This is a genomic window from Nonomuraea sp. NPDC050680 (genome assembly GCF_040654555.1).
Lineage (GTDB): Bacteria > Actinomycetota > Actinomycetes > Streptosporangiales > Streptosporangiaceae > Nonomuraea.
Genome location: NZ_JBFAIF010000003.1, coordinates 431,681 through 447,723 on the forward strand (window position 1 = coordinate 431,681; position 16,043 = coordinate 447,723).

At 66.6% G+C, this 16,043-nt stretch carries 20 protein-coding genes and 1 tRNA gene; 13 read left to right on the forward strand and 8 right to left on the reverse strand.

What is annotated here, in order from left to right; translation table 11 throughout:
• Positions 1–2 precede the first annotated feature (2 nt).
• Positions 3–380, reverse strand: a complete 378-nt coding sequence (locus AB0H88_RS13165; protein ID WP_357643846.1) for a phage holin family protein — start codon at positions 378–380, stop codon at positions 3–5.
• 179 nt (positions 381–559) lie between these two features.
• On the opposite strand from AB0H88_RS13165, the gene AB0H88_RS13170 reads away from it, so the two are divergent.
• On the forward strand, positions 560–835 hold the full coding sequence (locus tag AB0H88_RS13170; RefSeq protein WP_225291914.1) for a hypothetical protein: 276 nt from the start codon (positions 560–562) through the stop codon (positions 833–835).
• A 79-nt stretch (positions 836–914) separates the two neighbouring features.
• Here the strand turns inward: AB0H88_RS13170 and AB0H88_RS13175 are convergent, their stop codons facing one another.
• Positions 915–1,691, reverse strand: coding sequence for an FAD:protein FMN transferase (locus tag AB0H88_RS13175; RefSeq protein WP_357643848.1), 777 nt, complete (start codon positions 1,689–1,691; stop codon positions 915–917).
• Between the two features lie 49 nt (positions 1,692–1,740).
• A complete protein-coding gene (locus AB0H88_RS13180; protein WP_357643849.1) occupies positions 1,741–2,454 on the reverse strand; it encodes a hypothetical protein in 714 nt (237 codons plus the stop codon).
• A 52-nt stretch (positions 2,455–2,506) separates the two neighbouring features.
• On the opposite strand from AB0H88_RS13180, the gene AB0H88_RS13185 reads away from it, so the two are divergent.
• The 3 genes from AB0H88_RS13185 to AB0H88_RS13195 all read left to right on the forward strand — a co-directional run bounded on the left by AB0H88_RS13185 (position 2,507) and on the right by AB0H88_RS13195 (position 4,196).
• A complete protein-coding gene (locus AB0H88_RS13185) occupies positions 2,507–2,899 on the forward strand; it encodes an OsmC family protein (protein ID WP_357643851.1) in 393 nt (130 codons plus the stop codon).
• Positions 2,900–3,149: 250 nt separating this feature from the next.
• The gene (locus AB0H88_RS13190; RefSeq protein WP_357643853.1) at positions 3,150–4,073 is read left to right on the forward strand and encodes a nucleoside hydrolase; all 924 of its coding nucleotides are present in this window, start codon (positions 3,150–3,152) and stop codon (positions 4,071–4,073) included.
• Positions 4,074–4,119: 46 nt separating this feature from the next.
• Positions 4,120–4,196 (forward strand) — tRNA-Lys (locus AB0H88_RS13195).
• A 53-nt stretch (positions 4,197–4,249) separates the two neighbouring features.
• Here the strand turns inward: AB0H88_RS13195 and AB0H88_RS13200 are convergent.
• Positions 4,250–5,098 (reverse strand): DeoR/GlpR family DNA-binding transcription regulator, encoded by an 849-nt coding sequence (locus tag AB0H88_RS13200; protein WP_357643854.1) that lies wholly within the window; start codon positions 5,096–5,098, stop codon positions 4,250–4,252.
• Positions 5,099–5,397: 299 nt separating this feature from the next.
• Here AB0H88_RS13200 and AB0H88_RS13205 point away from each other — a divergent pair, with 299 nt between their 5' ends.
• The 5 genes from AB0H88_RS13205 (at position 5,398) to AB0H88_RS13225 (ending at position 10,693) form a co-directional block, all read left to right on the forward strand.
• Complete coding sequence (locus AB0H88_RS13205; protein ID WP_357643855.1) at positions 5,398–6,705, forward strand: sugar ABC transporter substrate-binding protein; 1,308 nt, start codon at positions 5,398–5,400, stop codon at positions 6,703–6,705.
• A gap of 220 nt (positions 6,706–6,925) precedes the next feature.
• Positions 6,926–7,729: a sugar ABC transporter permease gene (locus AB0H88_RS13210; RefSeq protein ID WP_357643857.1), complete on the forward strand. Its 804-nt coding sequence runs from the start codon at positions 6,926–6,928 to the stop codon at positions 7,727–7,729.
• Between the two features lie 6 nt (positions 7,730–7,735).
• Positions 7,736–8,578: a carbohydrate ABC transporter permease gene (locus tag AB0H88_RS13215; protein WP_357643859.1), complete on the forward strand. Its 843-nt coding sequence runs from the start codon at positions 7,736–7,738 to the stop codon at positions 8,576–8,578.
• A gap of 53 nt (positions 8,579–8,631) precedes the next feature.
• Positions 8,632–9,492, forward strand: coding sequence for a ketose-bisphosphate aldolase (locus tag AB0H88_RS13220; protein WP_357643861.1), 861 nt, complete (start codon positions 8,632–8,634; stop codon positions 9,490–9,492).
• A 1-nt stretch (position 9,493) separates the two neighbouring features.
• Positions 9,494–10,693 carry an ADP-dependent glucokinase/phosphofructokinase gene (locus AB0H88_RS13225; RefSeq protein ID WP_357643863.1) on the forward strand — a complete coding sequence of 400 codons (1,200 nt, stop codon included), beginning with the start codon at positions 9,494–9,496 and terminating at the stop codon, positions 10,691–10,693.
• A gap of 18 nt (positions 10,694–10,711) precedes the next feature.
• Here the strand turns inward: AB0H88_RS13225 and AB0H88_RS13230 are convergent, their stop codons facing one another.
• Positions 10,712–11,290 (reverse strand): NADAR family protein, encoded by a 579-nt coding sequence (locus AB0H88_RS13230; protein ID WP_357643865.1) that lies wholly within the window; start codon positions 11,288–11,290, stop codon positions 10,712–10,714.
• Between the two features lie 200 nt (positions 11,291–11,490).
• Between AB0H88_RS13230 and AB0H88_RS13235 the strand changes: the two genes are divergently transcribed.
• Positions 11,491–12,144 (forward strand): DUF433 domain-containing protein, encoded by a 654-nt coding sequence (locus AB0H88_RS13235; protein WP_357643867.1) that lies wholly within the window; start codon positions 11,491–11,493, stop codon positions 12,142–12,144.
• Positions 12,125–12,574, forward strand: a complete 450-nt coding sequence (locus AB0H88_RS13240; protein ID WP_357643869.1) for a hypothetical protein — start codon at positions 12,125–12,127, stop codon at positions 12,572–12,574. The genes AB0H88_RS13235 and AB0H88_RS13240 overlap by 20 nt, the downstream gene beginning before the upstream one ends.
• 61 nt (positions 12,575–12,635) lie before the next feature.
• Here the strand turns inward: AB0H88_RS13240 and AB0H88_RS13245 are convergent, their stop codons facing one another.
• The gene (locus AB0H88_RS13245; RefSeq protein WP_357643871.1) at positions 12,636–13,040 is read right to left on the reverse strand and encodes an amidohydrolase family protein; all 405 of its coding nucleotides are present in this window, start codon (positions 13,038–13,040) and stop codon (positions 12,636–12,638) included.
• Positions 13,041–13,093: 53 nt separating this feature from the next.
• Between AB0H88_RS13245 and AB0H88_RS13250 the strand changes: the two genes are divergently transcribed.
• Entirely contained in the window at positions 13,094–13,381 is a 288-nt protein-coding gene (locus AB0H88_RS13250) for a hypothetical protein (RefSeq protein ID WP_357643873.1), read from the forward strand.
• A gap of 164 nt (positions 13,382–13,545) precedes the next feature.
• Here AB0H88_RS13250 and AB0H88_RS13255 read toward each other — a convergent pair whose 3' ends face one another.
• Positions 13,546–14,706 carry an FAD-dependent monooxygenase gene (locus AB0H88_RS13255; RefSeq protein ID WP_357643875.1) on the reverse strand — a complete coding sequence of 387 codons (1,161 nt, stop codon included), beginning with the start codon at positions 14,704–14,706 and terminating at the stop codon, positions 13,546–13,548.
• The gene (locus AB0H88_RS13260; protein ID WP_357643877.1) at positions 14,703–15,281 is read right to left on the reverse strand and encodes a TetR family transcriptional regulator; all 579 of its coding nucleotides are present in this window, start codon (positions 15,279–15,281) and stop codon (positions 14,703–14,705) included. The genes AB0H88_RS13255 and AB0H88_RS13260 overlap by 4 nt, the downstream gene beginning before the upstream one ends.
• A gap of 73 nt (positions 15,282–15,354) precedes the next feature.
• On the opposite strand from AB0H88_RS13260, the gene AB0H88_RS13265 reads away from it, so the two are divergent.
• Positions 15,355–16,023: an HD domain-containing protein gene (locus AB0H88_RS13265; RefSeq protein WP_357643879.1), complete on the forward strand. Its 669-nt coding sequence runs from the start codon at positions 15,355–15,357 to the stop codon at positions 16,021–16,023.
• The last annotated feature ends 20 nt before the right edge of the window (positions 16,024–16,043 follow it).

Below are 16,043 nucleotides of genomic sequence, written 5' to 3' on the forward strand. Positions count from 1 at the left end.
GCTCAATCGTTGTCGGGGATGAACAGGCCGAGCAACCAGCTGACGACGCTGATGATGATCGCGCCCCAGAAGGCGGCCGGATAGAAGTTGGCGACATGGAAGGGGATGTCGAGCTGGCCGGAGATCCAGCTCGTCAACAGCAGCATGGCCGCGTTGATCACGAGGAGGAACAACCCCAGCGTCAGCACGATCAGGGCACAGCCCAGCGATTTGATGATCGGCTTCACGATGGCGTTGATCAGGCCGAAGATCAGGGCGACGATGAGCAGGGTGCCCCAGTATTTGGGGGTGTTCGCGCCGGCGAGCTGGATGCCAGGGACGAACTGGATGGCGACCCAGAGGGCGACCGCGGCCGCCAGGGTTCTGATGATGAATCTCACGCTGGTTGATCCTCCCATTACCGATCGGTGCTCCGATAGAGGCACAGCATGATGAGCGGATATGTGCCGCCCGGCCACCCACTGTGCCAGCCGTCTCGACAGGCGTTACCGAGAGGCGTTACCGAGAGGCGTTACCGAGGGGCAACGCTGGGAAGAGGCAGTCGGGGGAAGGGAGCGAGATGGACTCGGATGGATTCGAATCGCTGTCGGCCAGCGAGTTGCACGATCGCGCGGTCAGCTACGCCGTGCGCCACGGCGATCTGGGCTTTCTGTGGAACCTGTTGCGCGTGATCCCGGCGGCCGAGGCCGCCAGCGGGCACGACACCGAGACCGCCAACGACCTCAGCCGAGTGTCCGCGCTGCTCAGCGATGCCCTGGCGGCCGGCGAAGGCGAGCTCGGCGAGGCCCTGCGGCCGGTCTACATCGAATATCTGAGCAAGCATCCCGAGGCCTAGCGCTTCCACCCCACAGCTGCTCTGTTCCGCGGCTGCTCTGTTCCGCGGCCGCTCTGCTCCGCGCCGCCCGAAAGGCGCCTCAGCCCGCCAGGCGGGCTTCCGGGCCTCCGTAGGCGGCGAAGCCGGGCGTGCTGACCTCCTGGTCGTCACGGCTGATGATCATGGTCTCGTACGGCCCGGCCGCCGCCAGTTCCATGGAGAAGCGCCTGGCCAGCACCGGCCCCATGGCGTACATCGCCGTCGCGTAGGCGTCGGCGGCGCTCAGGTCGGGGCCGAGCACGGTGACCGACCCGAGGCTGTTCTGCTTGATTCCGGTGCGCGGATCGACGACCTTCGCGCCGCCCGTGGTGGCGATGCCCAGGTCGTGGGTGAACACGACCCGGCGCACCAGGTCGGTACGCGGATCACGGATGCCGATCTGCCAGCGCTTGCCGGGGGCGGCCGAGCCGCGCACCCTGATGTCCCCGGCGGCGTTGATGCGGTGATCGACGGCGCCGGCGTTGGTCAGCGCGCGGGAGAGCCGTTCGAGCGCCCAGCCCTTGATATAGCCGGAGGCGTCTATGACGCCGTTGATGCGGGACTCGAACCACCCGCCCGTCGCCTCGCTGAGCTCGTCGCAGCGGTGCAGCACCTCGATGAGCTCCGGGATCTGCCGGATGGTCCCACCGCGGTTCAGTGCGCTGATCTGGCTGTCCTCCTTGGCGGGGTTGAACGTCTCGTCCACCCAGCGCAGCCAGGCGAAGGCGTCGTCGAGTACGGGGGCCAGCTCACGCCGCGGCAGGGCGGTACGGATGTCCACGCTGACCGGTATGCCCATGACCATTTCGACACGGGCGCTTCCGGGGAAAGTCGTCACCTTGCCTCCTCGTTCGCAGCAACCGTCCCACGGCGCGCGTAATGCCTGGTTAAACCCTAGGCTTGGGTTTGAAACGAGTTGTCCTGACCTGCGCCCTTGGTACGGATAGCCGGGTCAGGGCGCCCCGGACGTACCTCTGGAAGGGCCGGGGTCCGGCGACGATCACGGTGCGTTCGGCGATGTCGGGCACCTGGCGGCGCAGCCCCGAGGCGCTGAGCCGTTCCTTGGCCCGGGGGTCGTGCTCCTCGCCGGCGACGAGCACCAGGCCGTGCTCGGCCTCCAGCTCGCGCAGTTCGTCGGTCACCCGGTCGGTCCGGTAGACCGTCACGGTGTCGCCCGTGCGGGTGGCGAGCAGGTCGCGCAGCCCGGCGGGTTCGAGGTCGGTGACGATGAGCAGGGAGCCCCTTGTCGTGGCCCGTACGCCGTGGTGCCAGACGGCCATCACGGCCGCGATGCCGTACAGGAGGAGCGAGCCGGTGCGGCTGGCGCTGGTCACATAGGCGGTCGAGCTGAGCTGGTGCGTCACCAGCAGCGTGCCCGCCACGTACCCGGCCAGGCGCAGGCGCCGCCTGACCTGCTCCGAACGCAGGAGTTCCGGCGCCCTGGCGGACAGCAGCCCGAGCGTCACCAGTAGTGCGGCGACGGCCCACGCGGACGGGCGCCACGGGTAGCCGAACCCCGGGTGGATCGCCCCGAACTCCGCGACCGCCACACCGCACCAGAACACGATGAGAGGCTGATTAGCCTTTGCCTCGCTAGCCATGGGATAGACGATGCGCGCCGAACATGAGAGCCGTCTGAGTAGTGTCTGAAACATGGCTAACGTACGTGTTGAGCGGACCGAAGAGGGCGGGTTCCGGGCGACGAACGCCCGTGGCGCGGAGGTACGGATCGGGAGCGGCGACGAGGAGGGCGTGTTCACGCCCGTCGAGCTGCTGCTCGCGGCGGTGGGCGGGTGCAACATCGTGTCCGTGGAGCCCCTGACCGCCAAGCGTGGGCAAAGGCTGATCCGCCTGGCGATGAGCGTCGAATCGGAGAAGATCGAGCCGAACCTGCTGGGTCCCGTCACGGTGACCTATGACGTCGAAGTCCCCTCTGAGCAGGCGGACGAGGTCTTCCGGGCGGTGGCGGAGCGGGTGCACGCGAAGTACTGCACGGTCAGCCGCTCCCTCCAGGAGGGCACGGAGGTCCGTTTGGTAATCCCGTAACTGGATTAGGCGGACATTCGACCCCCCTATGGCACGTTCGTTGCATTCGCCTCGGTAGTGTCGAGGCAGGTCAAGAGTCCTGCGACTGACTTGCAGACTTTTACCGAAGAGCGGACGCGGAGGGGGACCGTCGTTCGCAGTGCGGGACCGCCGGCGTTTTTGGGGGAAAGCGCTGGCCTGGACCGCCCTCGGTCGGGGCCGGACAGTTGGGGGACTGTCCGGCCCCGATTCATGCGTATTGTTCGGTTATGTGACAAAGGTCCTCATTGACTGCGATCCCGGCATCGACGACGCGCTCGCCCTGGCGCTGGTAGCGGGCACCCCGGCCCTGGAACTCGTGGGCATCACCACGGTCGGCGGCAACGTCGACCTCGCGCTGACCACGGCCAACGCGCTGGCGCTCAGGGAGTTCCTCGACCTCGGCGATGTTCCGGTCGTTCCGGGCAGCGCGGGCGCGCTGGTGTGCCCCACGGTCCGCGCCGCCGACGTCCACGGCTTCTCCGGCCTCGGCGACGCCGTCCTCCCACCGGCGACCCGCCCTGTTTTCGACGGCCACGCCGTGGACTTCATCATTGAGACCCTGCGGACCGCTCCGGGCGAGATCACGCTGGTCGCCATCGGCCCGCTGACCAACATCGCGCTGGCCGTACGCCGGGAGCCACGCGTCGTGGAGTGGGCCCGCGACTTCGTGATCATGGGTGGCTCCTTCACCCGCGGCAACACCACTCCCGCGGCGGAGTTCAACATGAAGGCCGACCCGGAGGCGGCCGCCATCGTCTTCGACGCCGGCTGGACGGTGAAGATGCTCGGCCTCGACGTGACCCTCACGGCCGAGGTGACCACCGAGGTCCTGGACCGGATGCGCCCGCTCGGCCGGCTGTCCGACCTGCTGGTCCCGGCCGCCCAGTCCTACGGCAAGGTCACGGCCGAGTCCGGACCGGCCATCCATGACGCGTGCGCGGTGGCGTACGTGCTCGAGCCCGCGCTCTTCACCTGCGTACCGGCACGGGTGGACGTGGAGACGGTCGGCCGGTACACCTCGGGAATGACGGTCACCGACTTCAAACTCCGTGACGCGCGGCCGAACGCGCTGGTGGCCACATCGCTGGATGTGAAGCGGTTCTGGGAGACGGTGCTGGGGGCCTACGAGGGGCTGGGCGAGCGGCTCGGATGATGTGCTGGGTGGTGTGCGGTGGCTGCTACAGTTACTTCTGTTGCGGGCGCCGCTAGCTCAGTTGGTTAGAGCAGCTGACTCTTAATCAGCGGGTCCGGGGTTCGAGTCCCTGGCGGCGCACCATCTTCAACTGGCCGTTCTCCTGTCATGGGGGAACGGCCAGTGGTGTTTGTGGGCTACTGGGGATCCCGACGGGCTTCAGGGGCGCCTTCGAGGGTTTCCGGCGTGATCAGTTTCACCTCGTTCTCCTTCAGCGCCTCCAGAAGATCCGGCGGTGGGGTGGAGTCGGTGACGAGGTAGTCGGCGCCCCCGAGCTCGGCCACCTGGGCGAAGAGCCGGCGACCGAACTTGGAGGAGTCGGCCAGGATCGCCACGCGCGCCGCCCGAGAGATCATCTCTCGCATCATCGCCGCCTCGGCGAGGTTGCTCGTCGTGTAACCGGCGGCCGCTGAAACGGCGCCGACCCCGATCAACGCCAGATCGCAGCTGATGTCCAGCTCGCTTCCGCCGGACGCCCGGAAACTGACGGGGCCGACGGTGGCCAGCGTGAGAGTGCGGACCGCGCCGCCGACGACGTACACGTCGCGGACGGCTGAGGACGGCAGCGCCGGGGGGACGAGCAGACTGTTCGTCACCACTGTCAGGTCGCGATGGTTGCGCAGGTTCCGGGCCACGGCAAGAGTGGTCGTGCCGCCGTTGATCATGACGATCGACCCGTCTTCGACCAGCGACCCGGCAAGTACGGCGATCTTCTCCTTCTCGCGTTCCTCCATCTTGAGCCGCACGTCCACGGCCCGGTCGACCCGGGAAAGGGTCGACTGACTGACCGCTCCGCCATAGGTGCGGACCAGGACGCCGTCGGCGCTGAGCTGGTCCAGGTCCCGCCGGATCGTGTCGATGGAGACGCCGAAGCGCTCTGCGAGCGCGCTGACCGTGACCTGCCCGGTCTCCGCGACGTATGCCGCCAGCTGGGCTTTACGTCCTGCGGGTAGACGACGCTGCCGGTCCTCTTCGTCAAGGGTCACTGACCCTCCCATCTCTGCGGTAGTTGCGCTATGGATCAACGCAACAGAGGAGTGATACAGGTCCTAGAACCGCAGACTACCGCATAACGCTGCCTCTTCAGGGCAACATGCTGCTTACTTCCGACGGCCCGACGCCCCGATCGCCCTGCCAGAGGCGCACCTCTCTCCTTTTCTTTGCCGAACTGTGCGGTTTCTAGCTGTATTTTGCGGTTGCTAGGTCTTGTGGGCCGCGTCACGCGTTGTTAATGTGGCGGAAATCGGCAAAGAGCGGTAACACCTGTACAGCAAGGAGGGTCGCGATGACCGGAGGCAGCACCCGGTTGCAGGGCCGGACGAGGCGACTACTCGGGGTGATGGCGGTGGCGGTGCTCAGCGCCACCGCCGTGGGGTGTGGTTCCACCTCGGGATCAAGCGCGGGATCAAGCGGGAACGGCCCCGTCACGCTGGAGTTCGCGCAGTGGTGGGCGCCGGAGCTCCCGGCGGGGTCGTTCGACAAGCTCATGACGGAATTCACGGCCCAGAACCCGAACATCAAGGTCAAGCTGCTGAGCGGCCCTTACGCGTCCACCAAGCAGCAACTGGTGTCCGGAGCGGCGTCGCGGACGCTGCCCGATGTCGTGGGCCTCGACGGCGCCTGGGTGAGCGACTTCGCCAAGCAGGGTGCCATCGCCGACCTGTCCGAGCTCATGGCGAGCGCGAAGTACGACTCGAGCCAGCTCGCGAGCCAGATCCAGGTCAAGGGCAAGACCTACATGATCCCCGTGGTGAACTTCGTCTACCCCCTGTTCGTCAACAACGATCTGCTCAAGAAGGCGGGGGTCAAGAAGCCGCCGAGCACGCGCACGGAGTTCCTGGAGGCGGCCAAGAAGGTCAGCGCGCTCGGCGGCAACGTCAAGGGCTGGGCTCTGCCGCTCGACACCGCCGTTCCCAACGGCATCCAGAATGACGTGATGTCATGGCTGTGGGCATCGGGCGGCAGCATGCTCACCAAGGACGGCAAGCCCGACCTGACCGGCCAAGGCGTCAAGAGCACCGTTGAATACGTCAAGAGCCTGAACGACGCGGGCGTCATCGCCCCCGGATCGCTCACCATGAAAGAGCAGGACAAGGTCGAGAAGTTCGCCACCGGCCAGGTCGGCATGATGATCGATTCCTTGGCTCACATCACGCTGATCAAGAAGAACAATCCCAAGCTGAACTTCACCGTGGTGCCGATCCCGGCCACGGACGGCTACACCGGCAAGCGCGGCATCCCGTACGCGTCCTGGGGCATCGGCGTCGCCGACTCCTCGGAGCACAAGGCCGAGGCGTTCAAGCTGGTCCAGTTCTTGATGAGCAAGCAGGAGAACGCGCAGCTGAGCACGTTGGCGAAGGGCTTCCCCGGCAACAAGACGGCCGAGCCCGACTTCAGCACGAGTGACCCGCTGTTCAAGACGGCCTTCGACATCTACAAGGAGGGCTATCCCGCCAACCAGTTCGTGGGATTGCCGAAGGCCGAAGACCTCATGCGCAGCTTTGACGAGCAGTTGCAGCTCCTGCTCACCGGGAAGCAGAGCATCGACGACACGCTCAACAAGGCGCAGCAGGCCTGGGCGCCGGTGCTCTGACCTTCCGTACTTCGCGGGCCGCGCCGACCGTGCGGCGCGGCCCCGAACCAAGGAGACATCGATGGAAACCGCGAAACTCGATCCCGCGGCCTCCCCGGGAGCCCCACAACCGGCATCGGAATCCGCCGCGGGCCGACGGAGAAGTACGCGGCCTTTCCCCGTGCAGCGTGTCGTCCCGTTCGCCTATCTCTCGCCGACGCTCATCTTGATCTTTGTGCTGATGATCATCCCTATCGCGATGGTGGTCAGCTATTCGTTCAAGGACAACGTGATCGTCGAGCAGAATCCGGTCTTCGCCGGTCTGGCCAACTACACCACGGTGCTCACCGATCCCAACTTCCTGGCAGCGCTGAAGAACACGTTCATCTTCATCACTCTGAGCACCGTCGCGCACCTCGGCCTCGGGCTGGCCTTCGCGACGATGCTCAACACGCCCTTGCTGGGCGGAGTAACGAAAGCCATCTTCCGCATCATCTACATCCTGCCCTGGCTGTTCACGGTCGCTGTGATCGCGGTCATCTGGCGGCTCATGCTGGACCCGTCCGGGGTGGTCAACTACATCCTGACCACGATCGGCGTGCTGCGCGCGGAAGTGAGCTGGCTCTCCGACCCGAACATGGCGCTCTGGGCGTTGACCTTCATCAACATCTGGGCCGGCTTCCCCTTCTTCATGATCAGCATCCTCGCCGGGTTGCAGGGAATCTCGCCCGTTCTGTACGAGGCGGCCTCCGTGGACGGCGCGACCGCCTTCCGCAAGTTTCGCAATGTGACGATTCCCCAGCTGAAGCCGGTGCTCCTCAGCATGGCGGTGCTCGATCTCATCTGGACCTCTCAGCAGTTCGCCCTCATCTGGATGACCACCGGTGGTGGCCCGCTGAATGTCACCGAGATGCTCAGCACCTACACCTACAAGCAGGCCTTCAGCAGTTACGAGTTCGCCTCCGCCTCCGCCGCCGCCGTCATAGTCCTGCTGCTCACGATGATCCTGGCGGTCTTCTACGTTCGCCTGCAAAAGGAGAGGTGATCACCCGTGCTCACCCGCAAAAGGCGGCGCCTCTACGCGAAGATCGCCGTGCTCGCAGGTCTGTGCGTGGGCGCGGCCTTCGCCGGCCTGCCGGTCCTGTGGATGCTGTCGACGTCGTTCAAGACCAATGGGGAGGTCTTCCAGGTTCCGCCGCGGCTGGTCACCGAGAACTTCTCGTTCGACGCCTACGCGAAGATCCTGGGTGACGCGACCGAGTTGCGGTTTTTCATCAACAGTTACATCGTCGCGCTTTCGGTGACGGTGCTGACATTGTTCGTGGCGATTCTCGCGGCCTATGGATTCAGCCGGTACAACTTCCCGCTGAAGCGGTCCGTCAATGCCGTGATCGTCACTGTTCAGGCTGTGCCGCCCATCACACTCGTCATTCCCTACTTTGGTCTCGTGGTGGGGCTCGGCCTGTATAATACTTATGCGGGGCTGATTCTCACGCACATGGTGTTCACCTTGCCCTACGCGATCATCATGATGACCGCGTACTTCAATACCCTGCCCCGGGAATTGGATGAGTCCGTCAAGGTGGACGGGGCGTCGAGCTGGACGGCTCTCTGGCGGATCCTGGTGCCCATTTCGGTTCCCGGGCTGGTCGCGGTCGGCGTCTACACCTTCATGATCTCGTGGAACGAGTACCTGTTCGCGCTGACCCTCACTCGTACCGACGACATGCGAACCGTGCCCATCGGTATTCAACTGTTGATGGGCCAGCACTCCTACGAGTGGAATCAGATGATGGCCATGAGCATTCTGGGGTCCATCCCGGTGCTCCTGCTGTTCCTCCTCTTCCAGCGGCGATTCATCGGCGGCCTCACCTCCGGCGCCGTCAAGGCCTGACGCATCATGCCCGTCCCGCACGACAATCACTATTCAGAAGGAGAAATACAGTAATGCTGACGACCGGCAAGGTGCTCTTGGCTGTCGCGAACGAAAGAAACTTCGCGGTGCCCGCCTTCAACATCAGCGACTACGCCATGTTCAACGGCATCGTGGACATCAGCGAAGAGACGAACGCGCCGCTCATCGTCGGGATCCATCCAGACGAGGTACGGCACCTCGGAGTGGACGTGATCGCCGCGATCACCCAGCGAGCCCACCGCTCGTCCGTGCCGATCGCGATTCACTGGGACCATGGCGCGACCTATGAGGAGATGCTGACCGCGATCCGGATCGGCTTCACCTCGGTGATGATCGATGCCTCGATGAAGTCCTTCGCGGACAACATCGCGATCTCCAAGAAGGTCGCCGACACCGCGCACGCGGTCGGCCTGTCGGTCGAGGCGGAGCTGGGCACGATCGGCAAAACCGACAACGAGGCCGAAGACGGCAGCGACGCGATCATCTACACCGACCCGGCGGACGCCGTGACCTTCGTGCGGGAGACCGGGGTGGACAGCCTCGCCGTGGCCATCGGCACCTATCACGGCATCTACCCGAAGACCCTGAAGCCGGAGCTCAAGCTCGACCTGCTGAAGGAGATCAAGGATCGGGTCAAGATCCCACTCGTGCTGCACGGCGGCTCGGGCAATCCCGACGACGAGATCGCGGAATCGGTCAAGCTCGGCATCAACAAGATCAACATCTCCAGCGACATCAAGCTGGCCTACCACACGAAGATGCGCGAAGTCCTGGCCGATGAGAGCCTGCGTGAACCGAACTCCATCCAGCCGCCGTGCATCGACGCGATGAAGGTGGTGGCCGCGCAGAAGATCGAGCTCTTCGAAGCGGCCGGCAAGGCATCTCTCTACTGACATGACCAGCCATGTGGTCCTGGGCTTGGGGGGATGCGTCGACTACGAGCTCAAGCTGTCCTCGTCGATCTTGGAGCGGCTGGTCGGCGAGTACGAGATCCACGGTGCCGAGCTGACGTCGTCGGTCACGGTGACCAACGAGCGCGAGCTGGTCATCTCCATTCTCACCTACCTCAAAAAGGGCGGAGGAGGCGAGCACTTCGTCGCCTCCTCCGAATCCCTGAGCGCGTTCGCCGGGCGGTTCCCCAAACGAACGACTCTGGGCGGAACCTCCGTCCGGGCGGCGATGGAGATGAGCCGGCTCGGCGTACCCTCCACCCTGCACCTGGTCAGTCTCAACGACATCGTCCGCCGCCTGCTGCCGGCGAGCTGCGACTACATCTGCAGCGGCGACCGGGACACCCTCTATCCGCACCTGATCGTGCAGTACGACCAGGACCTGCGGGTTCGAGCAGGTGACATCGACATCCGGGCGCCGTTCCCGAACAGATTGATCTACGTCAACGACCCGGCGAACGAGTCCATGCTGTTGAGCGACGAGCTGGGCTCGTTGCTTGGCGACGCACGGGTCTTTCTGATCTCGGGATTCAACGCGATACGGGACCAGCGACTACTTGACCTGCGTCTGTCCACGCTGAGAAGCCATATGAGGCACCTTCCGGCCGAGGCGGTCGTCTACTACGAGGATGCCGGATTCCACGAGCCGGGCCACAGCCAACTGGTCCGTGACGCGCTTCTGGAAGTCATCGACGTCTACGGACTGAACGAAGACGAGCTGCAGTCGTACCTGGGCTACGCCGTCGAGCTGCTCTCCGTGACGGAGGTGGCCCGCGCCCTCGAATCGCTGCGAGCGCTCATCCCCGTGCCGACCCTGGTCGTGCATACGAAGTACTGGTCGGCGGCAGTCGGCGAGAGAGCCGGCGACTACGCGGAGCCGCTGAACGAGGGCATCGTGATCGCCAGCACCCGCTACAGCCACGGCGATGGGTATACGGAGCACCAGTACGAACTCATGCGGAACCGGCCGAGGCGAACGGAGGCGGTGGAGTTCGCCGCGGCTCTGGAAGGCCGCATGGGCGGAGTCGTTCGCTGCCTGCCCGGCTTCGATCTCGATGTCGCCGCGCCCACGACCATCGGGCTCGGCGACGCGTTCGTCGGCGGTTTCCTGGCCGCGGTCGCCCAGGGCCGGTCAAGCACATGAGCTGACCCGCACCCGCAGCTACGAAGTTGCGGCCAGCGCGTCCCGTACGGACATCAGGCCGAAGCCGAGGAGGTTCAGGCCCTGCCAGGTCGCCGGGGAGGCGGCGCGCTCGTCGTCGGCGGTCAGGCCGATGCCCCAGATTCGGTCGCGGGGGCTGGCCTCGACCAGGACCCGGTTCCGGGTGCCGAGCAGGAAGGCGGCCAGTTCGGGGTGCTGGGCGAACTTGGCGAGGTTGCCGCGGACCACGATGTCGAAGCGGTGGGCGTTCCAGACGTCCTCCTCGAAGTCGCGCACGGTCCGGCCGAGTTTCTTGGCCTCGCCGGGATGGTCCGCGGAGAGGATCTTGGTGGCGGTCTGGTGGTCATCGAACAGCCACGCCTTGTGGGCCATCATGTAATGCTCGGCGGAGGCGAAGGTGTGGCCGTCCTCGGTGAACGTGACCGGCCACCACTGGGACAGGCAGCCGGGGCCGACGCCGCCGTCGCGGGCCGGGCGGTGGCCCCAGAAGAAGAGGTAGCGCAGAACCTGGCCCGCCTGCTCGGCGGCGATCGCCTCGGCCACGGTCTGGGGAAGTGGGGTGCGGGGTCTGTCGGACACGCTCACACCGTGCCACAGACGTGCTCGGGTCCGCCAACGGCCGAGGCGTGCCGCGTGCGGACGCTTCCCTTGGAGCGTCTGAAAAGCCCGGGGAAGATCGTGCTCTGTTGACGGGGCTTTACCGCATGGATCGAGGGGATGTTTGCGATGATGGCTCGGCAAGGGGTGAGCTCTCGATCGGAACAAGGGAGGTGAAGCTGATGTCCTACAGCCCTAAGCTCGCGGCGGCGTTGTCGGGTGCCACGCTTCGCCAGCTTGTGCACTGGCGTAAGGCCAGCGCTGGTCGGGGAGCTGTGCTTGTCCCAGAAATCTCCGAAACCCGGCCGATTCTCTACTCCTTTCGCGACGTGGTGGCGTTGCGGACCTGCGTGAAGCTGCGTAACGACGCCTCCCTGCAGAAGATCCGGCGGGCTCTGGACACGCTCCGTGCCGATCTGCGGGAGCGTGAGCACTTGTCGGCCTACCAGTTGGTGGCCGATGGCTCGACCATCTATCTTGTGGAACCCGGTCAGGCGACTGATCTGGTGCATCGCACGGCAAACGTCGTCATACACGAACTCGTCGACGTGTTGCGGCCGTTCTACCGCGATGGCCGCCATATCCCGGATCTCCTTCAACCACGTGATCACGTCACCGTGGATCCTGCCGTCAGGGGCGGAATGCCGGTGATCGAAGGCACTCGCGTGCCCTACGACGAGGTCGCCGCATTGCTGCGGGACGGTGTTCCAGTCGAGCGGATCTCCGATTACTTTCCCAGCGTGACTGCCTCAGCGGCGCTCGACGCAGTCGACTTCGCCGACTATGTCGACAGCTATGAACCCCCCGGGGAATCGCGTGCGGCTGCTGCTGGATGAGAATGTCCCCAAACCCCTCCACCAGGTTCTCAGCGCGTTCATTCTGAACCATGAGATCACTCATCTGCTCGATCTTGAGGGTTGGTCGGGAACGCGTGATGAGAGTCTCTACCCGCGGGCGGCTGCCGAGGGGTTCGATGTCATATTGACCAACGACGGTCGGCAGATGCAGCGTCCACGAGAGGTGGCGGCCATCGCCGCCGCCAAGCTGCATCGGATCGAATACCCGCACAAGCATCCCGGACTGGTCGGGATGGGCATCGCGATCGCGACGGTCACCGCTGGACTTCCCAGTGCGCTGGCCTTGTTGGCGGAAAGTGATGGCCAGCGATTGATCACTTTTCGTGGAGTTGACCCGACGGCGGCAAGCCGCTTGCTTCTGGTCGATCCAGTGATTTCCCCGCCAAAGTTCTGGCCTACGGGCGGGTAGCGGACGCTGTCCCGGCGCAGCCAGTCGGTGGCTTTGGAGACCGCGCGAAGTGGCCGGGAGGTCAGGCCGGAGTTTGGGACTGCCGTACGCCGCGGCGCCACACGTCGGCGATGGCGCGTGTGGCGGTGATGTCGCGAGTCGGGTCGCCGTCGACGAGCAGTAGGTCGGCGCGGAGGCCCGGGGTGATGCGGCCGCGGTCGGTGAGTCCGAAGCAGCGGGCCGGGACGCTGGTGGCCGCGGCGAGCGCCTGCTCGGCCGTCAGCCCGGCCCTGGTGAGCGTCAGCAGCTCGTGGTGCAGGCCGGCGCCGTGCGGAGGGCCGAAGGGCGTGCAGTCGGTGCCTGCCAGCATGGGGACCCCGGCGCGGAAGAGGGCCAGGGCGGCGTGCGAGGCGTTGGTCGCGCCTGTGGAATGCAGGGGAATGTCGCTGAACTCCCGGTTCAAGGTGGCCTTCGACCGCTCCGACATCCGGGACGCGACCCGCTCGTCCCGGAGGAGCTCCGTGCCGCCGGGGGTCGCCGGTGACGGCTTCGATGTACGTGATCGTGCTGATGGTGAACGCGTCGTACGCGGCGATCCGGGCGGCGATCTCCTCGACCATGGCGGGATCGGTGTCGGCGAAGAGGTGCGCCAGCCCCTCGACGCCCGCGTCCAGGGCGATGATCGCCTCCCGCGCGGTGATCGTGTGCGCGATGGTCTTGAGCCCGGCGGCGTGCGCGGCCTCGACCAGGACGGCGGCGAGCTCCGGGCTGAGCACGGGCAGGCGCATGCCGCCCGAGGAGCCGTCGTCGACCGCGATCTTCGGGTAGTCGGCGCCCTCCGCCAGCCGGGCCTCCACGAACGCCTTGGCCTGGCCGGAGTCGGCGACCGTGTCGATCGTGGCGTCCGTGCCCAGAGCCTTCAGTCGCCCGAAATCAGATTTGATGTCGAACTATCTCAATAGGGAATAGTAAGACGTCGAACTATACGATGTCTAGGAGATGATGGCGCTCTGTTTCCCCGCCACCGCCGCCATCACATAGCGATCGAGAAGCGGCAGACGGGCCAGGTGGAGGGCGGCTCTGCGGGCCACCAGCTGCCAGCGCGCCTCCGGCACGAACCAGCGGACGCCCTTGCGCGCCACCTGCTGCTTGTCCGCCACCACCGGGCGCAGCACCCGCTCGTACTCGGCCAGGGCGGAGTCGATCGACGGTGCCGTCGAGAGGCGGTCGGCCAGGACGTAGGCGCCCGCGATCGCGAGCGAGGCGCCCTGACCGGCCACCACCGACACCGCCTGGCAGGCATCGCCGATGAGCGTCACCCGGTCGCGGCTCCACCGTGGCAGCTCCACCTGAGCGACCTGGTCGTAGTACATCTGCGCTGCGGGCGGGCAGGCGGCCAGGGCGCGAGGGGCGAGCCAGCCCAGTGACGCGTACTCCTGGCGGACTCGCTCGCGGGGGTCGGCGGGCAGGGTGGGGTCGTCCGTGCGGTGGACGGCGAAGACGGCGACCTGGTCGCCGCGCAGGGCGTAGAAGCCGAGTTGCCTGGTCATCGTGTCGGTCAGTGTCAACTGCCCGGCCACCTCCGCCCGGACCTCCGGGTCGGTGAAGATCCACGCGGCCGTGTGGAAGCCGAGATGGCGCAGGAAGTCGCGCTCCTCACCGAACACCAGGCCACGGACCGTCGAGTGGATGCCGTCCGCGCCCACCAGGAGGTCGGCCTCCAGCGTGGCGCCGTCGACGGTCACCCGGACGCTGTCCGGGTGGTTCTCGACGCCGGTGAGCGCGGCGCCGTAGCGGAGGTCGACGCGGTCGGAGAGGTGTTCGCGCAGGGATCGTTCGAGGTCGGGGCGCATGATGCTGATCAGGCGGCCGTCCACGACCTTGGCGAACTGGTCGAAGCCGAGTCCGGCGCGGCGGCGGCCCTCCTGGTCGCGGTAGGTCATCTCCGTCACCACATAGCCCACCTCGCGTAGGCGAGGCAGTACGCCCATGGCCTCCGCGGCGTCGAATCCGGGGCCGAAGAAGTCGATCATGTAGCCCTGGGTGCGGGGGCCGGGGGACCGCTCCAGCACCACCACGTCCCAGCCGATGGTGTCGAGGCGCTGGGCCAGGGCCAGTCCGCCGATGCCGGCACCGCAGATCACGGCCTTCATGTCAGTTCCCTTCCGTCGAGGAGTCGTCTGAGTACGGGGGCGAGGGCTGGGGCGGTCAGGCCGGGAGTGAAGGCCCGGTGCAGCATGAGGCCGTCGATCGCGGCGGCCACCACCGCCGCCGTCTGGTCCGGCGCCGCCACGCCCTGGGCGGCCAGCCGCCGCGACAGCCGGTCGCGGAAGGCGGTGACCACCTCGGCCAGCGACCGGCGCAGCGTCTCGTCGCGGGCGGCCGCCAAGTACGTCTCGGCGAACAGCAGCGACATGGGGTCGCGGCCGTCGTGCTCGTCCAGCGCGGCGAGCATGAGGTCCAGCGCCTCCTCGGCCGTGCCGGCCTGCTCCAGCAGCGGGCCCAGCCCTTCGACCAGGCCCCGCATCGTGCCGATGGCGGCCTCCGTGAGCAGGGCGTGCACCGAGGAGAAGTGGTAGTGCACCAGGCCGGGCGTCACCCCGGCGCGCTCGGCCAGCAGTCGCGTGCTCACCGCCGACCAGCCGCGCTCGGCGATCAGCTCCGCGGCCACGCGCAGCAGCCGCCCGCGCACCTCACGGCCCTGGTCCGCCGCCTTGGGTCCGGGCATGGGCTTCCTTTCGGTTGGACGTACGCCCTGGGCGATTGACCAAGGCGATTGTCCAGAGGATAGCATCCGAGGCGTGACTGAGATCTTCACGAGCTGGAAAACCTGGCCGGACGCCGAGAAACCGCTGGCCGCGGCGCTGCCGGGGGAGACGGTCGCGGTGCTGGAGGAGGCCGTGACCTTCGCCGTACTCCAGCACGGGGATCAGTTGCGGCCGACCGGCGTGCCCTACCTGGAGCATCTGCTGGAGGCGCTGGAGATCGCGGTGCGCGGGGCGGCGGTGCGCGACCCGGACGTGCTGGTGGCGATCGTGCTGCACGACGTGGTCGAGGACACCCCGTGCACGTGCGCGGAGATCGCCGAGCGGTTCGGAGCGCACGTCGCCGAGCTGGTCGCTTGGGTGACCAAGCCTGATGTGGCCGCCCCGCAGGACAAGGCGGGCGTGGCCGCCGGGCAGGGCGAGCCGGGCTTGGTCGCCGGGCAGGACAAGGCGGCGGTGAAGGCGGCGGTGAAGGCGGCCTACCTGCGGGCGCTGGCGGGAGCGCCGCCGCAGGCCGTGCTGGTCAAGCTGGCCGACCGGGTGAGCAACGTACAGGAGCTGCACCGGATGCCGGTGGACTTCCAGCGGCGATACCACCGGGAGACGGTGGAGCACATCGTGCCGCTGGCGGCGACGTCACCGTGGTTCGCCCGCTGGTTCGCCGGCTGGCGGGACGACTGGCGGGCCTTGGAATCTCCCGAGTAGACCCCGAGTAGACCCCGAGT